Consider the following 22,085-nt stretch of genomic DNA (forward strand, 5'->3'; position numbering starts at 1 on the left):
GGTCGTCCATGCTGGGAAGGCGGGGGATATGGCAGCTGAACAAATGGCCGAGGGCGGGGACCGGGCCGAGCAGACCCCTCCGCCGCGCCCGCTCGACGCCATCGACCGAGACATCCTGCGCATCCTGCAGACGGACGGTCGCGCCTCGATACGCTCCGTGGCCGATCGGGTCCATGTGTCCCGCGCCAATGCGTACGCCCGGATCAACCGGCTCATCGACGACGGCGTGATCCGCGGTTTCAGTGCCCGTGTGAACCATGAACGCGCAGGTCAGGGCGCGTCCGCCTACATCACGCTCAAGATCGTGCAGAACTCCTGGCGCACGGTGCGCGAGCAACTGCAGGCCCTGCCCGGAGCCGCCCATATCGCGCTGGTCAGCGGCGATTTCGACGTACTGCTGCTGGTGCACACCCCGGACAACCGCACCCTGCGCGAGCTCGTCCTGACCAGGCTCCAGTCGATCCCGGAGGTGCTGTCCACCCGCACACTGCTGGTCTTCGAGGAGACGGATCTCGACCCGGGGCCGGGGCAGGGGCCTGTTGTGGCGCCCGCTCCGGACGCCGAGCCGCTGTAGGAGCCCTGGCAGCGTGAGGGAGCCGCCGGCAGCGCTAGGAGTCCGTGCGCAGGCCGTCGAAGGCAAGCCTGACGACCGCCTCGGCGACCTGGTCGCCGTCGTAGCCGCCGCCCGGGTGCGGCCGGTACCACTCGACCAGGGAGTTCACCATGCCGAAGAGCAGCCGGGTGGCCAGCCGGATGTCCATGTCCGCGCGGAGATCGCCGTCCGCCGCCGCAGCCTTCAGCAGATCAGCGACCCGCTGGTCGAACTCCCGGCGCCGCTCCATGGCCCACCGCTCGGTCTTGGTGTTGCCCCGTACGCGCAGCAGCAGCGTCACATAGGGCAGCTCGGCCATCAGCACCTCGACGGTGCGCCGGGTGACGTACTCGACCCGCTCGATGGCCCGCCCGCGGACGGCTCCCGGCTCCTCGAGGATCGCGAAGAGCGCGTCGAGCGCCCGGCTGACGGCGCGGCGCAGCAGCTCCTCCTTGCCCGCCACATGGTGGTAGATCGAGGACTTGGAGATGCCGGCCGCCTTGGAGAGATGCTCCATGGAGGTGCCGTCGTAGCCCCGCTCGTTGAAGATCCGTACTGCGACGGTCAGCAGCGTCTCGGGGGTGTACGTATCGCGCTTGGCGGTGGTCATGAGGCGCCCTTCTGGGAGGTCGCGTACGACCACTGATGGAGCGCGAGGGACCGCGCGTAGCGTCCGGTCGGCACACTCTCGTGGAGATTGCCGAGCAGTTCCCAGGCCCAGTCGCGCCCCAGGCTGTCGTTCCATTCGAGGGGCCCCAGGGGGTAGTTGACCCCCAGGCGCATCGCCGTGTCGATGTCCTCCTTGGTCGCGACCCCCTTGGCGACCGCGTCCAGCGCCAGGTCCCCGAGCATCGCGACGGTACGGGCGACGATCATGCCCGGTACGTCACCGATGACACTGACCTGCTTGCCGAGCGCCTGGAAGAGGCCGGTCGCCTGCTCGAGCGTCTCGTCCCCGACGCTGTCGGCGGCGGACAGGGCGATCCGGGTCGCGGACCGGTAGTCGAGTGCCAGGTCGAAGTAGACGACATCGCGGAATTCAACGGATGTCTGGCCGTCGGCGAGCACCAGCTGACCGTCACTGGGCAGCACCAGCCGCGTTCCCTTGTCCTCGTCCTTCTGCCGCACCTCGATGCCCGCTTCCCGGATCATCGCGATCAGCTCTCCGGCGGGCTCCAGATCACCCTCGACCACGACGTACTCGGGGGCCCTGGCCGGCTCCGCCGTGTGCGGCGCGGGCTTCGGCGCCCCTTCGGCGTACGAGAACCAGCCGTGGCCGGACTTCCGGCCCAGGCGGCGCGACTCGACGAGACGGCGCTGCGCGAGGGAAGGGAGGAACTTGGGGCTGTGGAAGAAGGACTCCCAGACGGAACGGGTGACGGCCTCGTTGACGTCCTGGCCGATCAGATCGGTGAGCTCGAAGGGGCCCATTTTGAAGCCGCCGGATTCCCTGAGGACCGCGTCGATGGTGGCGGGATCGGTGCCGTGTTCCTCGTACACCGCGAATGCCTCGGCGTAGAAGGGCCGGGCTATGCGGTTGACGATGAAGCCGGGCAGGTCGGCGCAGCGCACCGGGGTCTTGCCCCAGGCTGCCGCCGTCGCGCACGCGCGCGTGGCGGTCGCCTCGTCGGTGGCGTGGCCGCTGACGACCTCGACGAGCGGGAGGAGGGGCGCCGGGTTGAAGAAGTGCAGCCCGACAAAACGGCCGGGGTTTCTCAGGGCGCCCGCGACGGCGGTGACGGAGAGGGAGGAGGTGTTGGTGGCGAGCAGGCAGTCGTCGGCGACGATCTCCTCCAGCGCCGTGAACAGCTCCTGCTTGACCGCCAGTTGCTCGAGGACCGCCTCGACGACGAGCGCGGCGTCTGCCAGCTCTGCGAGGTTCGCTGCCGGGTGCAGACGGGCCCGTGCCGCGTCGCGCTCGGCGGCGTCCATCCGGCCCTTCTCGACCAGCCGGTCGAGGCGCACGCCGATGGCGTCCGCGGCTTCGCCGACCCGCCCGGGAACGGCGTCGTAGAGGCGCACGGGATGGCCTGCGGCGAGGGCGACCTGAGCGATGCCCTGTCCCATGGTGCCGGTGCCGACAACGGCGACGGTACGGCTCTGATCGATGGCGGTCATGGCGCGATCCTCCCCGATGAGTTATCCACAGGCTTGACAGGCCCCCTTGTACCGACCGATCGTTCGGTTACTCTAACTCTGTCATTCCTTCCCTGCCCAGCTCGACGAGGAGTTGGTCCTTCATGCAGCTGACCGAGACCCACCGGCCGACGCTCGACCAGGCCCTCGAGGTCATCCGCACACGCGCCTACTGGTCCCCGCATCCCGAGCACCCCAAGGCGTACGGCGAGAGCGCGTCGGCCGACGGGCTCGCGGCGTTCGAGGCCCTCCGGGGCACCCGCTTCGAGCTGGACCAGCCGGGCACGGACGGCTGGACGGGCGCCGAAGTCTCGCCGTACGGCCCGGAGTTGGGCATCGAGTATCCCCACCCCGACATCGACGTCCTGCTGCCCGCGATGCGCGCGGGCATGGCCGCCTGGCGCGAGGCCGGTCCGGAGACCCGGGCCCTGGTCTGCCTGGAGATCCTTTCGAGGATCAGCGCCCGCACCCATGAATTCGCGCACGCGGTGATGCACACCAGCGGGCAGGCCTTCATGATGGCGTTCCAGGCGGGCGGCCCGCACGCCCAGGACCGCGGCCTGGAGGCCGTGGCGTATGCCTACGAGGAGCAGACCCGCACGCCCGCGGCCGCCGACTGGTCCAAGCCGCAGGGCAAGCGCGACCCCCTGGAGCTGCGGAAGACGTTCACCACGGCGGGACGCGGCATCTCCCTGCTGATCGGCTGCAACACCTTCCCCACGTGGAACGGCTACCCGGGGCTGTTCGCCTCCTTGGCCACCGGCAACCCTGTGCTGGTCAAGCCGCACCCCCGCGCGGTGCTGCCGCTCGCGCTCACGGTGCGGGTCGCCCGCGAGGTGCTGACCGAGGCGGGCTTCGACCCGAACCTGGTCTGCCTGGCCGCCGAGCGACCGGGCGAGGGCATTGCCAAGACCCTCGCCGTACGCCCGGAGATCAAGATCATCGACTACACGGGGTCCACCGGCTTCGGCGACTGGCTGGAGGCCAACGCCCGGCAGGCGCAGGTCTACACCGAGAAGGCCGGCGTCAACACCGTCGTCGTCGACTCCACCGACAACTACAAGGGGATGCTGTCCAACCTGGCCTTCTCGCTGTCCCTGTACAGCGGCCAGATGTGCACCACCCCGCAGAACCTCCTCATTCCCAGGGACGGCATCACGACGGACGCCGGCCCCAAGTCGTACGACGACGTGGTCACCGACCTTGCGGCCTCGGTGGGCGGCCTGCTCGGCGACGACGCCCGGGCGAACGCCCTGCTGGGCGCGCTGGTCAACCCGGATGTGAAGGCACGCCTGGACGGCGCAGCCGGGCTGGGCGAAGTGGCCCTGCCCTCTCGGAAGATCGCCAACCCGGAATTCCCGGATGCGGTCGTCCGTACGCCAGTGATCGTAAAGCTCGACGGCTCGCGGAAATTCTGGGACGGGGCCGACGCTGAGGCGGCGTATCTGTCGGAGTGCTTCGGCCCGGTGTCCTTCGCCGTCGCCGTGGACTCGAAGGCCGACGCGCTGGAGCTGCTGCGGCGCACGGTCCGCGACAAGGGCGCGATGACGGTCGGCGCGTACACCACGTCGGCGGAGACGGAGCGCGCGATCGAGGACGTCTGTCTGGACGAGTCGGCGCAGCTCTCCCTGAACCTGACGGGCGGGGTGTACGTCAACCAGACGGCGGCGTTCTCCGACTTTCACGGCTCGGGCGGCAACCCGGCGGCGAACGCCGCGCTGTGCGACGGGGCGTTCGTCTCGAACCGCTTCCGGGTGGTGGAGGTCCGCCGCCAGTCGTAAGGCTTCGGCGATCTGCGCGTGTGTGCCGACGGCGAGGACCATGCTGTCGGCACACACGCGGGGTCCGTCCGACAGCCGCGCTGTCCCTTACGGGTGCGGGATTTCCGCGTACCGCTGCACCCACGCGTGCATGGCGATCGCTGCCGCCGCGCCCGCGTTGATGGAGCGCGTCGAGCCGAACTGCGCGATCGAGCAAACCATCGTCGCGTGCTTGCGCGCCTCCTCCGTCAGCCCGGGCCCCTCCTGCCCGAAGAGCAGTACGCAGCACCGCGGCAGCTCGGTCCGCTCCAGCGGCACGGCCCCGGGTAGGCGATGCCGATGATCGGCAGATCCTCCGCCGCCGCCCACGCCGTCAGCGACGCCGTGTCCGGGTGGTGGCGCACATGCTGGTACCGGTCGGTGACCATGGCTCCGCGCCGGTTCCAGCGCCGCCGGCCCACGATGTGGATCTCCTTCGCCAGGAAGGCATTGGCGGTACGCACCACCGACCCGATGTTGAAGGTTTCTGTTACACAACGGGTCTGGAGAGCTCTCAGCCATCCTGGGCGTCCGGTCCCTGTAGCGGACCGCCCCAGTGGAACAGAGCCATGGCCACGCTGGTCGCAAGGTTGTAGCTCGACACCTGGGGCCGCATCGGGAGGGCCAGCAGCTTGGTTGCCTGGCCCCGGAGCTCGGGCGAGACCCCATGCCGCTCAGAGCCGAATACAAGCAGCGCGTCACCGGGGATGGCGACAGACCTGATGTCCTCCCCTTCTGGGTCAAGGACGTACAGCGGGCCTGGTGGAAGATCACTGAAGGGGAGCCGTTCCACGGCGGTGGCGAAATGGAGACCCGCCCCCGCCCTCACCACGTTGGGATGCCACGGGTCCAGGTCGCCGGTGGTAACCACACCTGTGGCCCCAAAACCGGCAGCAAGACGAACCACGGCTCCGACATTCCCGAGATTGCGTGGGTTGTCCAGAACGACGATCGGTGACGTCCGTGGCAGCCAGCCCAACCCCGCCAAGTTCGTCTGACGGCTGCGCCTGGTGGCCAGAGCGGCCACCTGCGTGGGGTGAACCCTCGGCACCAGTTCGCGCAGGGTCTGTGCTGGTACCTCTACGACAAGATCCCGGATGCGGTCCGTCACGTCGTCGGCAAGCGAGGCAGCGAGCGCCAGGGCGGCCTCCTTGTTGCCGGTGACTGCGACTCGTACATCCGCCCCGAAACGAAGCGCGTGCTTCAGCGCATGGAAGCCGTCGAGCAGCACAGCATCAGGCGGGGCCTCACTCCACTGCCGTACAGCCCTCGTGGCATCGTCATCGCTCATCGCCTCAGGCTACGGTGCCGAACAGCCGCTCTCCCGCATCGCATAACGCCAATAGGGCCCGCTGCTAGTGGCCTATGTCTGGCCTGCATCGCGTCGGCTGATGACTGACTCGGCCGCGGCGAGATGCCCATGGCGCGGAGGGTCGCAATGCTCTGGTTGAACTGGGTGTGCTGCACGTATGCGGCAGCATCGTGATCACGGGGATGCCCTTGCCGGTGCCTTCGGCCACGAATCCGACCACGAACTTCTCTGTGATCCCCAGAGCCCACTGATTGATCGTGTTGAACGTCGCAGGGGCCAGTACGGCAACATCCGCCAGGGGCCACACGTCGGGGTCCTTGGGCAGCTTGTACCGGCTGCGCACCGGGTGCCCGGTCGCTCCTCCAGGGCGGGCACCTGATCGTCCAGCCAGCGGGCGGCGGTGGGCGTCAGCATCTTGAATTGCCACGGCGGTGTCATCGTCTCGTGGTCGATTCGGGCACGCCGAGATCTCGGCGCATGACGCGGCGGAGTTCGGCCACTGCCGAATCAAACCTGTTCTCCAGCTCGCTGTACTCCGGGCTCTCGATCGCAGCGCCGTCCACAAGCAGGTCTCTCGTGTGCCTCAAGACCACGAACGCGGCGCGGGCGGCCTCAACCACATCTTGGGGGGCGATGATGGCCAACTGGTGGCGGATCTCGTACGCCCCGGGCGCCAGAAACAGCTCGCGCACCCTCTGAGGGCGCTCGATTGCAGGTATGTCTGCCTGCGCGCACTCGTGGAGCGCCGTTCGCATACGCGAGAGTGCAGCGGTGTAGTCCGCGTAGAGCTGCCGTCGCACGTCGAGACTCTGGCCGGCGCGCTCCCTGCGCCACCTGACCCGATCGGCAATCAACGTCGAACCGACCCCGATCACCGCGCCAAGTGCCGTACTGACTGGCGATATCCACTCCATGGCAGGGGAGCCTAGAACGTCCGTTGCCCGCCGCCCTGCAGGCGTACTTTGGACGTGCGCTCTGAGCTTGGGAATCACAAGGTCGTCACGGATCGTCCGCGGCCGCTGGTCTGCGCATACGCTCCGCACAGCTTGCGGCTGTCAGTGCCCTTGAGTTGTCGGCACTGCCCGTGAGTGCCAGCTCGTTCTGGCACGGTTCTGGCACGGATCGGCACGTTCTGGCTTGTTCAACCAGGAGTGCGTCACGGCACTGGGGCCAGTTCAGGGACGTGCGGACTGTCGAATCAATCCCCACGACCTCACCACCCGTGACGTGAGGTGCCGTTAGAGGTAACGTGCGCCGTACACTTTTCAGCCTGCTGGCCGATATGCAACCAGGGACTGTGATGCAGGAACGTTTGATGTTGCCCGCTCATGCCCACCAGGAGATAGTGTCCGCCGACCCCCAGGCGTGGCATGTCCCTGACATCATGGGCGGGGGCAAGGCAGTTGAGCGCCACATGGTGCTTCTGGCGGTGTTGCCTGCCGTGCTGGTCACGATCACCGGAGCCGCAGCCGCTGCTCTCCTGTTCACCGCAGGCGTGGGCCACGTCGACAAGAGCGCCTTCTGGGGTCTGCTCAATGGCACGCTGCTGCTCGTCTGCATGATCCTCTCGGGCGCAGCGTTCGTCGCCGCCGGGAAGGCGCGGGCCGTGGCACGCCGCCATATCGAGTTGAGCTCGTTCGCGGCACGCGGCCAGGCCGAACTGGCTAAGTTGCGACGGCAGATGGAGACTGGGCAACAGCTGACAGAAAATCAGCGGCATCAGTCCAGCCCGTTGCCCAAGCGGACAGGTGATGCGCTGGATCGGCTGGGGCAAGAGATCGCATCCGCCCAGCGCGTTGCCGAGGCGACTGTGGTGGAGCTCGGGGCACGGGAGCGTGGCGGCGAGCACTTCGAGGTCTTCGCCAATCTGGCCCGAAGGCTGGAGTCTCTCGTGCACCGCGAGATCGGGCTGCTGGACGACCTGGAGAACGAGGTCGAGAACCCGGACCTGCTCAAAGGCTTGTTCCATGTGGACCACCTGGCCACCCGTATCCGGCGATACGCCGAGAATCTGGCCGTGCTCGGCGGCGACGTCTCCTATCGCCAGTGGACCCGACCGGTCAGCATGGCCGATGTGATGCGTTCCGCGGCCGCCGAGATCGAGCAGTACTCGCGGGTCAAGATGGTGCCTCCGGTGGACGGGACGGTGAGCGGGCACGCGGTCGTCGACGTGGTCCACCTGCTGGCGGAGCTGGTGGAGAACGCCACGGTGTTCTCCCGTCCCCAGACCCAGGTGCTGCTGCGTGCCGAGCACGTCACCGCCGGGCTGGCGATCGAGGTCGAGGACCGCGGTCTGGGCATGACCTCCACTGAGCGGGACCAGATGAATGCCCTGCTCGCCTCCCCTGAGGGGATCGCCTTGGGCGAGCTGCTCCAGGACGGTCGCATCGGCCTGTATGTGGTCTCTGTGCTGGCCCGGCGGCACGGCATCGTCGTACAACTCAAGAGCAACGTCTACGGCGGTACACAGGCGGTGGTGGTGCTGCCGCACGAGCTGCTGGGCCGGGGCCCGGACGTGGTGGAATCACGGCAACAACAGTCGGACCTCACTCCCGCAGCCCCTCATGGACACGCCGACGACTCGACGGAGCAGGCACTTGCGCCGGACACGCCTGTCGCTCGGGGCCCGGTAGCCGCACCGGTGGCCGAACCACTACTCGCCCCCGTCGCGGCTCCCACGCAGGGAGATGCTCCCCCCGTGCTGCCCCAGCGGCGCCGTCAGGAACACCTCGCCCCGGAATTGCGGCAGTCCCCCCACGCTGCCGTGGCGTCCAAGGAAGACGATCACGATCCCGGCCTGATGGCCGCGTTTCAGAGCGGCGTCCGCCTGGCTGAGGACTCCGAGGAAACTGACACCTCCCCGTCCCTCGGCGGGGAGCTCCGACCGGACCCGGCCCCCTAGCAGTTTCACGTCATTGAGGAGAAGTGGGCAATTGTGGTGAGCGAAGATCTCTCTTGGCTGTTGAGCGGCCTTGTGCAGCGCGTACCGCATACGCGGAGCGCACTGCTGTTGTCCTCGGACGGTCTGGTGATGGCCTCGGATGGAATGGACAAAGACGCGGCGGATCATCTGGCGGCCCTCGCCAGCGGGCTCTACTCTCTGGCGCGCAGTGCCGGCAAGCGATTCGATGACGGCGATGATGTGCGGCAGATCGTGACCGAACTCAGCAGCTCGCTGCTTTTTGTCTCCGCGGCCGGGCAGGGCGCCCTGTTGGCAGTGCTGGCCGGGCGCGAGGCGGATGTGCCAGTGCTGGGCTACGAGATGACCATGATGGTGAAGAGCGTCCGCAGCCACCTGGGGGCCGCTCCCCGTCAGCCGGCGGGGCAGTGAGAGATGCCGGATGACCCGGACGATCCGCATAGGCCGTTGCTTGATGATGCCCTGGGGCGGCTGGTTCGGCCGTACACCGTCAGTGACGGACGCACCAGACCCACCTGCCAATTCGACTTGATGACCATGGTGGTGGCCACGGGTACCGTGCTGCGGACCAACCTCGGATTGGATCACGGACATGTGCTTGACCTGTGTCGGACGCCGGTCACGGTGGCTGAGATCGCGGGGCACACGCGCATGCCGGCCACGGTGATCAAGGTGCTGCTGTCCGACTTGGTGGAGCGTGGGGCGGTCGTCACACGGCGCTTCGACATGGGAACACGGGGGTCATACTCTCCCCCCGATCTAGATCTATTGGAGGCGTTGCGGGATGGGCTCCTCAAACGGCTCTGAGGCACCCGGCGCCGACTCCCTTCCGATGGGGATCAAGGTTTTGGTCGCCGGGGGTTTCGGCGTGGGCAAGACCACCTTTGTGGCAGCAGTGAGCGAGATTGAGCCGCTGAGCACGGAAGAACTGCTGACCGAGGTCAGTGCTGCAACGGACAGGTTGGAGGGGGTGGAGAACAAGGCCACCACCACGGTCGCGATGGACTTCGGCCGGATCACCGTCAGCCCCGACCACGTGCTCTACCTGTTCGGCACGCCTGGTCAGGAGCGTTTTTGGTTCATGTGGGACGAAATGTCCGCCGGTGCGCTCGGTGCGGTAGTGCTCGCCGACACCCGCCGGCTGGACCACAGTTTCGCGGCTGTCGACTTCTTCGAAGCACGTGGCATCAACTTCGTCGTCGCGGTCAATGAGTTCGACGGGGCGCACCGCTATGAGCCGGAAAAGGTGCGGGCGGCGCTGGACCTCAAGCCTGAGGTCCCAGTGGTCCTGTGTGATGCTCGCCTGTCCAGCTCGGGTATTCGGGTTCTACTTTCCCTCGTGCAGCATCTGATCACTTCAAGGAGTTCGCATGGCTGAGATGGTGTACAAGTCTCCCTTCGGAGGTGACATAGCGATCGCCGTACGTCATCTGCTTCTCCCTCCGGAGGACCCTGAGGCAGAAGCCCGGACACGCCGACTTCGGGAACTGGGGATCGAGGACAAGCCCGTTCCGGAGTTCGATGACTTCGCGCGTGAACTCGCGCAGCGCACCGGGGGGTGTTACGCGGGGGTCAACTTCCTTGTCGACGAGAGCCGTCAGTACTTCGCGGGCTTGTACAGCGCGGCCGCCGACACAACCGTGAACCTGGAGTCCCCCCTTCTCGACGATCCCGTGCCCGGCCGGGTGATGCCTCGTGACTTCGACATTGGTTTCTGCCCGCATGTGGTCAGGCGGCGCAAGGCTCTGGTGCTGGAGGATGTCCGCGACTATCCACGCTTTGCCGGGAACCACGTGGTCGACGCCATCGGGATCCACTCCTACCTGGGCGCTCCGCTGATCGACAACACGGGCATGGTGCTGGGCACGATCTGCGTGGTGGACCAGGATCCGCATCCCTGGGGTCAACAGGGGCTGGAGACCATCAAGACGATGGCGGCCGACCTGGTGGAGCGCATCGAGCGGCGGGCGCACGGCTCGTGAGGAAGCCTGTTTGAGAGAGGGTCTTCGGCCGCCGGCAGGAGCGGGTACGTCTTGTCAGCGGCTGTGCCGGCCGATCCACCCGCAGCGCTGAGAAGACCAGGTGGAGGCGCGCACGGGGGACGTGTGAACCATGGTTGATCGCGGTTCCGCCGCCCGATCTGGTGCGCACCGGGTGCAGCACTCGTGGAGTGCTTGCCGTACTGACGCGGACGGTGCCCTGGGCGTCGCACATCCTGCGGATACGACGAGCCCGGTCTGCGTGCCCCGGCAACGCCTCGGACCGGAGAACGCCATCTGGCACGTCATCGGCCCGGCTGTCGGCGCGGTCTCGCGACCGTCCTTCTGGTTCGGATCTGGTGCAAGGCGCTTAGCGCCGTTCAGACAACAAAGAAGCCCCGGGCCGCTGGCCCGGGGCTTTCTGTCGGAGCGGGTGACGGGAATCGAACCCGCGCTCCGAGCTTGGGAATCACCGGCGGTTCGTGGCACTTCGCAGACCTGACCAGGCAGAACAGGGCCTTGGACCCAGTCTTGCGTCTACGACGTCGGACCGCTGTTGACCGCTGTTCCCCGCTCCATCTGGTCCCTCCGCAGCGGCGCTTCCTACGTTGTCTCCGTTCCAGAACCAAGCCGACGGACCCGTCCGCCAGACCGTTGCTGTCCTCCAGATGCAGATGGCTCCCGTCGGGAACGCCAGCCTTCGCGAGCGCGAGCAGGTGGCCGGCCAGCGTCCTGAGGCCCGCGGCATTCGCCTCGATCACGACCTCGCCACCGAGGTTCCGGACCTTGATATGCGCACCCCCTCCCAGCTGAAGACCTGTGCGACACCGTTGGTAACAACCGTGACCTCGGAACTCTCGCGCGGGGCTGTATTGCTCTTGGAAGTCATGGCGAACATCATGCCGGTTCGTGCCCGCGGCTCCGGAGGCCGCTTCCGTCTCAATTAGCTCCGCAGGTCAGACGACTGGAGAATAGTTGGAGAACATCGGTGTCCCACAGATACGCCGCCCCCTCGCAGAGACGTATGGTCGCGTGTATCAGGGGGCAGTGCGCGGCTCGGACCACAGAAGTCCGTCTCCCCCAGCGAGGCCGTGAAGCGCATAATCGAAGCCCCCACGTAGTTGGTGACGCAACGTCAATGTCTCGCCGATGCTGACGTCGGCACGGACCTTGACCTTGCTGCCCAGCGCGCTTACGCCGATCTCCAGCGCCCTGATCGCACCCTGCTCGTACTTGTACTCGTACTCCGCGACTGCGCCGCTCGCATCCTCCGCCAGCGGGTACCGACTCAGAAGCTCTCCGCGAGGAAGTTCGGCGTCAGGTGCCAGCAGCATCAGTCCGGGCGCGGTATGACATCGCAGATTCGAGATGTCGATGTGCTGCGTCTGGCTTACAGCGACATCCCCCTCGAAGATGGTCACGTCGGCCACAGCCAGGCCCACGGACATGAAGACGAGTTTTCGCTCCGCTCGGTTAGCGATGAACTTCCAAGAAGTGGTTGTCCTCAACGTTGCTGCGCCTGCCATACCAGGCTCGACCTCCAGCATCGCTCCGCTCGAAGCTGGCCGTGCAATCGGCCGCATCAGGGGCGCTCAGGACGAAGAGCGGAACACGTACCTCAACGTCTCGCCTTGCGTCAACTCGCACGGTGCGCCCCCTGAACCAAGCAGATAGGCGCCCTGTCAGAATTAAACGCCGAAGGCCAATTCGGTGTAGGAGTTCACTCGGAGGGAGACGCGGCATGACCCCCGCGACGTACCGGTGCGCTAGCTCGTATTGGTCGAGCATCACTAACTTGGGAGCCACCTCATCGCGGACCGTGAGGATCTCGACGACCTATTCGGTGCTCAGCCCTAGTTCACTCAGGGACTGGGTAAACGCTTCAGGCCGGTAGACGGCAAGATGGTCCCAAGTGGTCGTACCCACCAGGCTGGTCTTGCCGACCAGCGGCTCAAGATTGCCCCTGATCCAACTGTCATCCATCCTCAGCTCTTCCCCCTGGGCCTCTTACCCGCGTGAGTGTAGGACCGCGAGGGGCTGCCCGCTTGCTGTTCGGGGGCGCAGTCAGGGCTGGCAGGCAGTGCGCCCATAGAGGCGTGGAGGCATGTGGGTCCCCACGGGTACGCCAGCGGATCGGGTGACCAGTTCTTCACACGGTTCGGCTACGAGGACGTCTGCTTTGTAGGCCTGGCACCGCTCGCGGACACGTCCTCGCTGGTCACCTTGCGTGCGACGGTGCCGAGTCTGCCGACAGTCACCTGCGCCAGTACAGGCTCTCAGTGACCGTGGTTGACCGCTCGATCTGGCACGGATCTGGCACGCAGGCCGTCGCCCGGCACCTGTCTCTTTGTGGATGCCAGGATCGTCCTGGAGATGTGAACCTGCCCCCATCATCCGCCAGATTGACCAACATGTGCGTTCGACCTAACTATTCATCATTTGCGTGAGCGATGATACGTGGGCGCGATGCTTCAGTCTCATTCAAATTCTGGCAGAACATGCAGTAATTCACTCCAGCCGTCCAGGTGGAGCATTTGGAGTTCGATAGGTGGCGGCGCGCGGCACGTCCTGCTCAGCGCGGGCTACTGCTGATAGCGCAGATGGAGTGGGCAACTGGCTTGCGTTGTAGGTCGCTTCGGGCTCCGAAGTCTCCATGACCACGACGCTAGACCTCAACACCCCTTCCGTATACGCAATTGAAGTCGAGCCCCCAGTTCTCCACGGCCACATGAAATCCGTGCCGCCGTGTCTCCAGGTCGGCGACGATCGCCTCGCGCGTCCAGTACCTGTAGTGGTCGGCCACATTGCGCCGGTCGCCCTCGGCCAGCAGCTGGGGGTCGTACCGCCCGTCCTGCGGCCACGGCAGCGGATACGGCCCGACGCCGACCTCGGGGCTGTAGGCGTCGTCGTACTGAATCGGTTCTTCGGTGGTGCTCACCCGACGAGCGTACGGGGCTGGTCTGGGCTACCCCGCCGCCGCTCCAGCCGCCCCGCGACGTCCACGCGCGAGAACAGCCGGTCCCTCCCGCGCGCCGCCCGCCCGCCGAGCCAGACCAGGAAGGCAGTCGGCAGGAAGACCGCGTCGGCGGCGATCATCGCGAGTGAGAAGAAGGGCAGCCCGAGCAGTACGGCGATGGCCGCGTGCTCCAGCATCATGGCGACCAGCAGGACGTTCTTGACTCGCCGGTTGAAGAGCGTGAACGGGAAGGCGACCTGCACGATGACCGTGCCGTACGTCAGCACCATCACCATCACGCCACCGGAGGCGAGGAGGTCGGAGAGGGCCGGCCAGGGCGTGAAGTAATCGAGCTTGAGCGGGTAGTAGAGCGCGGTGCCGTCCTGCCATCGGGAGCCCTGGATTTTGTACCAGCCCGCGGTGGCGTAGATCAGACAGACCTCGGCCATGATCACGACGAGAGCGGCGTTGTGAGCAAGGTTGGCGAGAACGTCCAGCAGGGAGCGCAGCTCGCTGTTCGGCGCGTACCGGCTCACCATCCACCACAGCCCGAGCCCCACCCAGAGCACTCCGAGCAGCAGCAGTACGAGCCAGCCGGTCTGGTTCAGGAATGTGGCGATGACCAGGGCGAGTCCCAGCACCGCCCAGAGCACGGGGCCGACCCGGTCGCGGGACTCCCCGTCCGGCGCTCCCTGCGCGCCCTGCACCGCCGACCCGCCCGGTACTTCCTGCGCGTCCGGTACGGTCGCCACCCGAGGCACCCGTCGCGCCGCGCGCCGTGCGTCCAGGGACCAGACCTGCCCGCAGCGCGTCAGGACCAGATAGATCGCCATCAGATGGATGACGTTGTCGCCGCCGTCGCCCATGAAGATGGAGCGATTCTGCAGCGAGAGCACGCCGATCATGAAAAGCACAGACATGGTGCGGGTACGCCAGCCGAGTATCAGCAGCACGCTGGACAGCACGGCAAGGCCGTACACGACCTCGAACCAGAGAGTGGTGTCCGACCACATGAGTGCGGTGAAGGCGTCATTGCCCGCTATGAGCTGCCGTGCCATGTCCCAGCGCCACGGACCGTTGGGGCCGTACATCTCATGGCGATTGGGCAGCTCGCGCAGCAGGAAGAGCAGCCAGGAGGCGGCGAAGCCGATCCGGACGATGGCGCTCTGGTACGGACCGAGGGCCGTGGAGGTGATGCGCTGGACAGCGCGCGCGACCCCGCGGTCGGCGGTGTCGTTCACGTGCCCGCCTCCGTCCGGCCGTTACTGACGCCCTCGGGCAGATCCGCGGCGGTGACCGTCCACCAGGGCAGAACCCGGTAGGCGGGGCGGGTGTCGATCTTCTCGTCGCTCCACTCCGGGGCCTTTACGGAGCGGGTCGAGGACCTGAGCTGGATGCGCTCGACGGATCTTCCCAGGTCGTGCGCGTCGAGGCGCATCATCACAATCCTGCGGACATATCTCTCGGAGAGCTGGCCGCGCACGCCGTTCGCGTGGTTCTCGTTGTCATGGGAGTTGATGTAGAAGTCCCACGCCCGGCGCAGCTCGTTCTGCTGAACATGGCTGGGGAGGAGATTGCCGCGTATCGCCTCGCCGTCCTCGGCGGTGAGGTCGATCCAGTCGGTGGTGTTGCGGCTGCCGTCGGTGGCCGTGAACTCGACCTTCACCTGCACGGCGACGTTCTGCTGGAGCGGGTTGGGGGCGAAGAGCTTCCAGTTCTGCTCGAACTCGGGGTAGACCCAGCCGTCGACCGCCTTGCCGTACTCCTTGGTGACGGTGTTGGACGGGGCGACGTGCAGAAACACCATGGCCAGGTGGACGCAGGCGAGAGCTCCGATGATCGCGAGCGAGACGGCGGCGGCGACCTGGTAGGGGAGGGAGAGGGCCGCCATGCCGCGGACGGGGGCGGGCTCGGGGGCTGCGGGCTCCGAGGCGTCGGGGGGCGCGACCGGCGGAAACCCGTGCCAGTGCTCCTGCTCCAGCTGGTGCTGGTGCTGAGCCCCGGACTCGACCGCGAGTTCGAATTCAGGTTGGGATTCAGGTTGGGATTCGGGCTGTCTACGGGCCTTGGGGACGCGGCCGGGGCGCGGCTCGGAGCTCAGGCCCCTGGCGCCGTTGACGCCCTCATCCTCGTAGGAGTCCATCCCGCCCCGATCCCCGTCGGTCCACCTCGGTTATCCACAGGGTTGACACCCTACGGGCCGTCGACTCACCATTGAAGTCAATGAACCGAACGATCGGTCGGTAGGGGGCCCGGATGACGGCAGTGACTGCGGATACGTACGAGGCGGTTTTCGACGCCGCCGTAGCCGCCGACGAGCGCATCGAGCCGCGCGACTGGATGCCCGATGCCTACCGGGCCACGCTCGTCCGCCAAATGGCTCAGCACGCCCACTCCGAGATCATCGGCATGCAGCCGGAGGCGAACTGGATCACGCGGGCGCCCTCGCTGCGACGCAAGGCGATCCTGATGGCCAAGGTCCAGGACGAGGCGGGCCACGGGCTGTATCTGTACAGCGCCGCCGAGACCCTGGGCACGAGCCGCGAGGAGCTGCTCGACAAGCTCCACGCCGGCCGCCAGAGGTATTCATCGATCTTCAACTACCCGACGCTGACCTGGGCCGATGTCGGCGCGATCGGCTGGCTGGTGGACGGCGCGGCAATCACCAACCAGGTGCCGCTCTGCCGCTGCTCCTACGGTCCGTACGCCCGCGCGATGGTCCGGATCTGCAAGGAGGAGTCCTTCCACCAGCGCCAGGGGTACGAGCTGCTGCTCACCCTCTCCCGAGGGACGCCCGCCCAGCACGAGATGGCGCAGGACGCGGTGAACCGCTGGTGGTGGCCGTCGCTGATGATGTTCGGCCCGCCGGACGACGAGTCGGCACACTCCGCGCAGTCCATGGCCTGGAAGATCAAGCGGCACTCCAACGACGAGCTGCGCCAGCGTTTCGTGGACATCTGCGTCCCGCAGGCCGAAGCCCTCGGCCTCACCCTCCCGGACCCCGATCTGCGGTGGAACGAGCAGCGGGGCCACCACGACTTCGGCGCGATCGACTGGGCCGAGTTCCAGGACGTCCTCAAGGGCAACGGCCCCTGCAACGAACAGCGGATCACGCAGCGCCGCCGGGCCCACGAAGAGGGCGCCTGGGTCCGGGACGCGGCCGTGGCGTACGCCACGAAACACCAAGCACAGCACGCGAAGCCCGGGGAGGCGACGGCATGAGCAGCTCGACGGACTGGCCGCTGTGGGAGGTCTTCGTGCGCTCGCGCCGCGGGCTGTCCCACACCCACGCGGGAAGCCTGCACGCCCCGGACGCGGAGATGGCCCTGCGCAACGCCCGCGACCTGTACACCCGGCGGAACGAAGGCGTGTCGATCTGGGTGGTTCCCTCCACCGCGATCACCGCGTCCTCGCCCGATGAGAAGGACTCGTTCTTCGAGCCGGCCGGCGACAAGCCCTACCGTCACCCGACCTTCTACGAGATCCCGGAAGGGGTGAAGCACCTGTGACCGCGACGGCCAATGCCGCGGCGCTCGCCCTCGGCGACGATGCGCTGGTGCTCTCGCACCGGCTGGGGGAGTGGGCGGGCCATGCGCCCGTCCTGGAGGAGGAGGTCGCCCTCGCGAATATCGCGCTGGACCTGCTGGGGCAGGCGCGGGTGCTGCTCTCCATCGTCGGGGACGAGGACGAGCTGGCGTATCTGCGCGAGGAGCGGGCGTTCCGCAATCTCCAGCTGGTCGAGCAGCCGAACGGCGACTTCGCCCACACCATCGCCCGCCAGCTCTACTTCTCCCTCTATCAGCGGCTGCTGTACGGGCAGCTGGCGGCGGGGAACAGCGAGTTCGCCGGGCTCGCGGCCAAGGCGGTCAAGGAGGTGGCGTACCACCAGGACCACGCCGAGCACTGGACCGAGCGGCTCGGCGACGGCACGGCCGAGAGCCATGAGCGGATGCAGCGGGCGTGCGACGCGCTGTGGCGGTTCACCGGCGAGATGTTCCAGCCGGTCGAAGGGCTGGACGTCGACTGGCAGGCCCTGGAGGCCAGTTGGCTGGAGGCCGTCACCGCCGTGCTGGAGCGGGCGACGCTGACCGTGCCCGACGGGCCGCGGGCCGGCGGCTGGGCGGCTGGCGCGGGACGGCAGGGTCTGCACACCGAGTCCTTCGGGCGGATGCTGGCGGAGATGCAGCATCTGCACCGCAGCCACCCGGGAGCGTCATGGTGAGCGACGTGACTGAGACGCGGCTGGAGGCGGAGCTGCGCAGGCTCGCCGGCTCCGTGCCAGACCCTGAGCTGCCGGTGCTGACGCTGGAGGAGCTCGGCGTGCTTCGCGGGGTGCAGATCCTCGCGCCCGGCAGGGTCGAGGTGGAGCTGACCCCGACCTACACCGGCTGCCCGGCGATCGAGGCCATGACCTCGGACATCGAGCAGGTGCTGCACGACCACGGAATACCGGACGTCTCGGTCGTCAAGGTCCTCTCCCCGGCCTGGTCGACGGACGACATCAGCGCGGAAGGGCGGCGCAAGCTCGCCGAGTTCGGGATAGCCCCGCCCCGCCCGCACACGGCGGAGGGGCCGGTGCCGCTCACGCTCTCCGTACGCTGCCCGAACTGCGGCTCCACCGATACCGAGCTGCTGAGCAGGTTCTCCTCCACCGCTTGCAAGGCACTGCGCCGCTGCGTCAGCTGCCGCGAACCCTTCGACCACTTCAAGGAGTTGTAGATGTTCCATCCGCTCCGGGTCAGCGAGGTCGAACAGCTCACGGACGATTCGGTGGCCGTCACCTTCGAGGTGCCGCCCGAGCTGCGCGAGACCTTCCGCCACACCCCCGGCCAGCACCTGGCCCTGCGCCGGCTGGTGGAAGGCGAGGAGATCCGTCGTACGTACTCGATCTGTGCCCCGGCCGCCCCGGCCAACGGTGATCCGATACTGCGCGTGGGCATCCGGCTGGTCGACGGCGGCGAGTTCTCGACGTTCGCGCTCAAGGAGCTCGGCGTCGGCGACACCGTCGAGGTGATGCCACCGATGGGCCGCTTCCTCCTCGCCCCGCGCCCCGGGTACTTCGCGGCGGTCGTCGGCGGCAGCGGCATCACCCCCGTGCTGTCGATGGCGGCGACGCTATTGGCGCGCGAGCCGGAAGCCCGGTTCTGTCTGATACGCAGCGACCGCACCGCGGCGTCGACGATGTTCCTGGACGAGGTCGCCGACCTCAAGGACCGCTTCCCGGACCGTTTTCAGCTGGTCACCGTGCTCTCCCGGGAGGAACAGCAGTCGGGACTGCCGTCCGGACGGCTGGACCAGGAGCGGCTGACGGGGCTGCTGCCCGCCCTGCTTCCGGTGACCGACGTGGACGGCTGGTTCCTGTGTGGCCCCTTCGGCCTGGTCCAGGGCGCCGAGCGCGCGCTGCGCGGGCTCGGGGTGGACCGGAGCCGTATCCACGAGGAGATCTTCCATGTCGACGACGGCTCGGCGCCCGGGCCGGTGCCGGTGACCGCGCCGTCCCACGCCGAACTGACCGCGACCCTGGACGGCCGTTCCGGCAAGTGGCCGGTGCGGGAAGGCGAGTCACTGCTGGAGACCGTGCTGCGGAGCCGCTCGGACGCGCCGTACGCGTGCAAGGGCGGCGTCTGCGGTACCTGCCGGGCCTTCCTGGTCTCGGGCGAGGTGCGCATGGACCGCAACTTCGCGCTGGAGGCGGAGGAGACCGAGGCGGGCTATGTGCTGGCCTGCCAGTCCCATCCGGCCACACCGGAAGTGGAGTTGGACTTCGACCGCTGAGCAGACCCTGGGGTCGCTCCCTCCCACGCTGTGTTCTTTTCCAAGAACCTGTTCTACCTTGACGGTCCGTCAGATATCGATTCAGGGCAGCACCGGTGCGTGGGAGGACAGGGCAGTGGACTTCACCTTCACCGAGGAGCAGCAGGCGGCGGTCGAGGCTGCGAAGGCGGTCTTCTCGGGCGTCGCACCCGACGGAGTGCCGAGCCCCGCGCTCACCCCTGGCGCGGTGGCCGAGGAGTTCGACCGGCCGCTGTGGGCCAAGCTCGCGGACTCCGATCTGCTGAGTCTGGTCCTGTCGCCACAGCACGGCGGAGCCGGCCTCGATCCAATCGCGCTCTGCCTGGTGCTGCGCGAGTCCGCGAAGGTGCTGGCCCGGGTGCCGCTGCTGGAGACGAGCGCCGTCGCCATGGCCGTGGAGCGTTACGGCAGCGCCGAGTTGAGCGACGAAATCCTGCCCCGCGTCGGCCGCGGCGAACTGGTGCTCACCGTCGCGGCCAACGGCCGCACCGGCCACGACCCCGCGGAGCTCGCCGTCGCCGCGCGCCCTGCCCCCGAACAAGGTGACGGGGCCGGCTGGGTGCTCGACGGGGTGCAGACGGGCGTGCCCTGGGCCCAGTCCGCGGACCGGATCGCCGTGCCGACCCACACCGGTGAGGGCCGGGCCGTGTTCGCGCTGGTCCCCCGGGACCGTGAAGGCATCACACTCGGCGAGCAGATCTCCACCAGCGGCGAGCGCTTCGCCGAGGTCAGCCTCGACTCCGTACGGATCGACAGCCGCGAACTGATCGACGCCGACGGCGCCTGGGAGTGGCTGCGCCAGCTCCTGGCCACCGGGACCTGTGCACTGGCTCTCGGGCTCGGCGAGAGCGTGCTCGCGATGACCAGCGAGTACACCGGAAAACGCGAGCAGTTCGGCTTCCCGGTCGCGACCTTCCAGGCAGTCGCCGTCCAGGCCGCCGACCGCTATATCGATCTGCGCGCGATGGAAGCGACCCTTTGGCAGGCGGCTTGGCGGCTGACCCCGGCGCGGGAGAGCGCGGGAGTCGGCGGCCCGCTGCCGGTGTCCGGCGATGTAGCGGTGGCGAAGATCTGGGCCTCGGAGGGCGTACGCCGCGTCGTCCAGACCGCGCAGCATCTCCACGGCGGCTTCGGCGCCGACACCGACTATCCGCTGCACCGCTACCACGCCTGGGCCAAGCAGCTCGAGCTCTCACTCGGCCCGGCCGCGGCCCATGAGGAGACCCTGGGCGACCTGCTGGCCGCTCACCCCCTCGGCTAACGGCTCAGGAGCCGCATCAAGCCTCGCAGCCCCGAGACCCGAGACCGTGCCTCAGAGGACGAACGCCGGGTTGCCAGTGTCGGTGGTCATCGGGCGGCCGGCGCCGTCCCAGGCGAGCATGCCGCCTTCGATGTTCAGCGCGTCGATGCCCTGCTGCACCAGATACTGGGTGACCTGCGCGGACCGCCCACCGACCCGGCACATCACATACGCCCGGCCCCCGTCGGCCAGGGCCTCGGTCACCTCACCGAAGCGGGCCACGAAGTCGCTCATCGGGACATGCAGCGCGCCCTCGACATGCCCGGCCGCCCACTCGTCGTCCTCCCGGACGTCCAGTACCAGGCCGTCGGACGGTACGGCCGCGGCCTCCACCGAGGGCAGTGGGGCGAAATTCATGGGTCATGCCTTCTCTCGTGCATCTCGCACATATCGTGCATCTCGAACATACGCGGCAGGATTTCTCGGCTCCTGAGAAACCTCAGAAAACCTACTGCACCAGTCCGGACAGTTCCTTCTCACGCTCGGCGACCTGCACGAGCAACTGCTCGGCGATCTCCTCCAGCAGCCGGTCCGGGTCCTCGGGCGCCATCTTCAGCATCGCGCCGATCGCGCTCTCCTCCAGCTCCTGCGCGACCGCGGTCAGCAGCTCCTTGCGCTGCGACAGCCACTCGAGCCGGGCGTAGAGCTCCTCGCTCTCGCTGAGTGGCTGTTCGGCGGGCACAGGCCCGGCCGCCCACTCCTCGGCCAGCTCCCGCAGCAGCGCCGCGTCGCCGAGCCCGTAGGCGGCGTTCACGCGCGTGATGAACTCTTCGCGCCGTGTCCGCTCTCCCTCGTCCTGCGCCAGGTCCGGGTGCGCCTTGCGAGCCAGCTCGCGGTAGAGCTTCCGTGCCTCCTCGCTGGGACGCACCCGCTTCGGCGCCCGCACGGGCTGGTCGTTGAGCATCGCGGCGGCCTCGGGGGAGAGGCCCTCGGAGTCCATCCAGTCGTGGAACAGCTCGTCGACACCGGGCATCGGCATCACCATCGCCCGCGCCTCCTGCGCCTTGCGCAGATCCTCCGGGTCGCCGCTACGAGCGGCCCGGGCCTCCGCGATCTGCGCGTCCAGCTCGTCCAGTCGCGCGTACATCGGACCGAGCTTCTGGTGGTGCAGCCGGGAGAAGTTCTCCACCTCCACCCGGAACGTCTCCAACGCGATCTCGAACTCGATCAGCGCCTGCTCGGCCGCGCGCACCGCCTTGTCCAGCCGGGCCTCGGGCCGTGGCTGCGCGTCCTGCTCTTCGTCGTTCCGGGTCGTCGGCCCGCCGGATGCATCCTGGGTCACGCGCCCAGCCTACGGG

Annotated in this window: 23 protein-coding genes and 2 pseudogenes; 14 read left to right on the forward strand and 11 right to left on the reverse strand. The window is 67.8% G+C overall.

What is annotated here, in order from left to right:
• The first annotated feature begins 43 nt into the window (after positions 1-43).
• Positions 44-574, forward strand: a complete 531-nt coding sequence (locus tag QFZ67_RS18950) for an Lrp/AsnC family transcriptional regulator (RefSeq protein ID WP_307665888.1) — start codon at positions 44-46, stop codon at positions 572-574.
• A 34-nt stretch (positions 575-608) separates the two neighbouring features.
• Here the strand turns inward: QFZ67_RS18950 and QFZ67_RS18955 are convergent, their stop codons facing one another.
• Together QFZ67_RS18955 and QFZ67_RS18960 are read right to left on the reverse strand one after the other, a co-directional pair.
• Positions 609-1,202, reverse strand: coding sequence for a TetR/AcrR family transcriptional regulator (locus QFZ67_RS18955; RefSeq protein ID WP_307662277.1), 594 nt, complete (start codon positions 1,200-1,202; stop codon positions 609-611).
• Complete coding sequence (locus tag QFZ67_RS18960) at positions 1,199-2,710, reverse strand: 3-hydroxyacyl-CoA dehydrogenase (protein ID WP_307662278.1); 1,512 nt, start codon at positions 2,708-2,710, stop codon at positions 1,199-1,201. Before QFZ67_RS18960 ends, QFZ67_RS18955 begins: the two co-directional genes overlap by 4 nt.
• A gap of 122 nt (positions 2,711-2,832) precedes the next feature.
• Here QFZ67_RS18960 and paaN point away from each other — a divergent pair, with 122 nt between their 5' ends.
• Positions 2,833-4,509, forward strand: coding sequence for a phenylacetic acid degradation protein PaaN (gene paaN / locus QFZ67_RS18965; RefSeq protein WP_307662279.1), 1,677 nt, complete (start codon positions 2,833-2,835; stop codon positions 4,507-4,509).
• Positions 4,510-4,596: 87 nt separating this feature from the next.
• On the opposite strand, the pseudogene QFZ67_RS18970 reads toward paaN, so the two are convergent.
• The 3 genes and pseudogenes from QFZ67_RS18970 to QFZ67_RS18985 all read right to left on the reverse strand — a co-directional run.
• Positions 4,597-5,009: pseudogene (locus tag QFZ67_RS18970) on the reverse strand (TrmH family RNA methyltransferase); the annotation flags it as partial.
• Positions 5,010-5,041: 32 nt separating this feature from the next.
• Complete coding sequence (locus QFZ67_RS18975) at positions 5,042-5,818, reverse strand: RNA methyltransferase (RefSeq protein WP_307662280.1); 777 nt, start codon at positions 5,816-5,818, stop codon at positions 5,042-5,044.
• Between the two features lie 455 nt (positions 5,819-6,273).
• Positions 6,274-6,753 carry a hypothetical protein gene (locus QFZ67_RS18985; protein WP_307662282.1) on the reverse strand — a complete coding sequence of 160 codons (480 nt, stop codon included), beginning with the start codon at positions 6,751-6,753 and terminating at the stop codon, positions 6,274-6,276.
• 401 nt (positions 6,754-7,154) lie between these two features.
• Here QFZ67_RS18985 and QFZ67_RS18990 point away from each other — a divergent pair, with 401 nt between their 5' ends.
• The 6 genes from QFZ67_RS18990 to QFZ67_RS19015 all read left to right on the forward strand — a co-directional run bounded on the left by QFZ67_RS18990 (position 7,155) and on the right by QFZ67_RS19015 (position 11,685).
• Entirely contained in the window at positions 7,155-8,741 is a 1,587-nt protein-coding gene (locus QFZ67_RS18990) for a sensor histidine kinase KdpD (protein WP_307662283.1), read from the forward strand.
• Between the two features lie 33 nt (positions 8,742-8,774).
• Complete coding sequence (locus QFZ67_RS18995) at positions 8,775-9,170, forward strand: roadblock/LC7 domain-containing protein (RefSeq protein ID WP_307662284.1); 396 nt, start codon at positions 8,775-8,777, stop codon at positions 9,168-9,170.
• 3 nt (positions 9,171-9,173) lie between these two features.
• Positions 9,174-9,566, forward strand: a complete 393-nt coding sequence (locus tag QFZ67_RS19000) for a DUF742 domain-containing protein (protein ID WP_307662285.1) — start codon at positions 9,174-9,176, stop codon at positions 9,564-9,566.
• Entirely contained in the window at positions 9,544-10,137 is a 594-nt protein-coding gene (locus QFZ67_RS19005; protein ID WP_307662286.1) for an ATP/GTP-binding protein, read from the forward strand. Before QFZ67_RS19000 ends, QFZ67_RS19005 begins: the two co-directional genes overlap by 23 nt.
• Positions 10,130-10,741: a GAF domain-containing protein gene (locus QFZ67_RS19010; RefSeq protein WP_307662287.1), complete on the forward strand. Its 612-nt coding sequence runs from the start codon at positions 10,130-10,132 to the stop codon at positions 10,739-10,741. The genes QFZ67_RS19005 and QFZ67_RS19010 overlap by 8 nt, the downstream gene beginning before the upstream one ends.
• 665 nt (positions 10,742-11,406) lie before the next feature.
• Complete coding sequence (locus QFZ67_RS19015; protein ID WP_307662288.1) at positions 11,407-11,685, forward strand: hypothetical protein; 279 nt, start codon at positions 11,407-11,409, stop codon at positions 11,683-11,685.
• Between the two features lie 90 nt (positions 11,686-11,775).
• On the opposite strand, the gene QFZ67_RS19020 is transcribed toward QFZ67_RS19015, so the two are convergent.
• From QFZ67_RS19020 to QFZ67_RS19035, 4 genes and pseudogenes are all read right to left on the reverse strand, one after another.
• Complete coding sequence (locus QFZ67_RS19020; RefSeq protein WP_307662289.1) at positions 11,776-12,285, reverse strand: hypothetical protein; 510 nt, start codon at positions 12,283-12,285, stop codon at positions 11,776-11,778.
• A 1,148-nt stretch (positions 12,286-13,433) separates the two neighbouring features.
• Positions 13,434-13,676: pseudogene (locus QFZ67_RS19025) on the reverse strand (rRNA methyltransferase); the annotation flags it as partial.
• Entirely contained in the window at positions 13,673-14,935 is a 1,263-nt protein-coding gene (locus QFZ67_RS19030) for an HTTM domain-containing protein (RefSeq protein WP_307662290.1), read from the reverse strand. The pseudogene QFZ67_RS19025 and the gene QFZ67_RS19030, both read right to left, overlap by 4 nt.
• A complete protein-coding gene (locus tag QFZ67_RS19035; protein ID WP_307662291.1) occupies positions 14,932-15,837 on the reverse strand; it encodes a DUF5819 family protein in 906 nt (301 codons plus the stop codon). The genes QFZ67_RS19030 and QFZ67_RS19035 overlap by 4 nt, the downstream gene beginning before the upstream one ends.
• Before the next feature lie 113 nt (positions 15,838-15,950).
• On the opposite strand from QFZ67_RS19035, the gene paaA reads away from it, so the two are divergent.
• The 6 genes from paaA to QFZ67_RS19065 all read left to right on the forward strand — a co-directional run bounded on the left by paaA (position 15,951) and on the right by QFZ67_RS19065 (position 20,748).
• The gene (gene paaA, locus QFZ67_RS19040; RefSeq protein ID WP_307662292.1) at positions 15,951-16,916 is read left to right on the forward strand and encodes a 1,2-phenylacetyl-CoA epoxidase subunit PaaA; all 966 of its coding nucleotides are present in this window, start codon (positions 15,951-15,953) and stop codon (positions 16,914-16,916) included.
• A complete protein-coding gene (gene paaB / locus QFZ67_RS19045; RefSeq protein ID WP_254372136.1) occupies positions 16,913-17,203 on the forward strand; it encodes a 1,2-phenylacetyl-CoA epoxidase subunit PaaB in 291 nt (96 codons plus the stop codon). The genes paaA and paaB overlap by 4 nt, the downstream gene beginning before the upstream one ends.
• Positions 17,200-17,916 carry a 1,2-phenylacetyl-CoA epoxidase subunit PaaC gene (gene paaC / locus QFZ67_RS19050; RefSeq protein WP_307662293.1) on the forward strand — a complete coding sequence of 239 codons (717 nt, stop codon included), beginning with the start codon at positions 17,200-17,202 and terminating at the stop codon, positions 17,914-17,916. The genes paaB and paaC overlap by 4 nt, the downstream gene beginning before the upstream one ends.
• Positions 17,910-18,413 carry a 1,2-phenylacetyl-CoA epoxidase subunit PaaD gene (gene paaD / locus QFZ67_RS19055; protein WP_307662294.1) on the forward strand — a complete coding sequence of 168 codons (504 nt, stop codon included), beginning with the start codon at positions 17,910-17,912 and terminating at the stop codon, positions 18,411-18,413. The genes paaC and paaD overlap by 7 nt, the downstream gene beginning before the upstream one ends.
• On the forward strand, positions 18,414-19,469 hold the full coding sequence (locus QFZ67_RS19060) for a 2Fe-2S iron-sulfur cluster-binding protein (RefSeq protein WP_307662295.1): 1,056 nt from the start codon (positions 18,414-18,416) through the stop codon (positions 19,467-19,469). It abuts the gene before it with no gap.
• Positions 19,470-19,584: 115 nt separating this feature from the next.
• Positions 19,585-20,748: an acyl-CoA dehydrogenase family protein gene (locus tag QFZ67_RS19065; protein WP_307662296.1), complete on the forward strand. Its 1,164-nt coding sequence runs from the start codon at positions 19,585-19,587 to the stop codon at positions 20,746-20,748.
• A 51-nt stretch (positions 20,749-20,799) separates the two neighbouring features.
• On the opposite strand, the gene QFZ67_RS19070 is transcribed toward QFZ67_RS19065, so the two are convergent.
• Positions 20,800-21,144: a rhodanese-like domain-containing protein gene (locus QFZ67_RS19070; protein ID WP_307662297.1), complete on the reverse strand. Its 345-nt coding sequence runs from the start codon at positions 21,142-21,144 to the stop codon at positions 20,800-20,802.
• Positions 21,145-21,235: 91 nt separating this feature from the next.
• Positions 21,236-22,069 carry a hypothetical protein gene (locus tag QFZ67_RS19075; protein WP_307662298.1) on the reverse strand — a complete coding sequence of 278 codons (834 nt, stop codon included), beginning with the start codon at positions 22,067-22,069 and terminating at the stop codon, positions 21,236-21,238.
• Positions 22,070-22,085: the final 16 nt, after the last annotated feature.

The sequence above is a fragment of the Streptomyces sp. V1I1 genome (assembly GCF_030817355.1).
GTDB lineage: Bacteria > Actinomycetota > Actinomycetes > Streptomycetales > Streptomycetaceae > Streptomyces.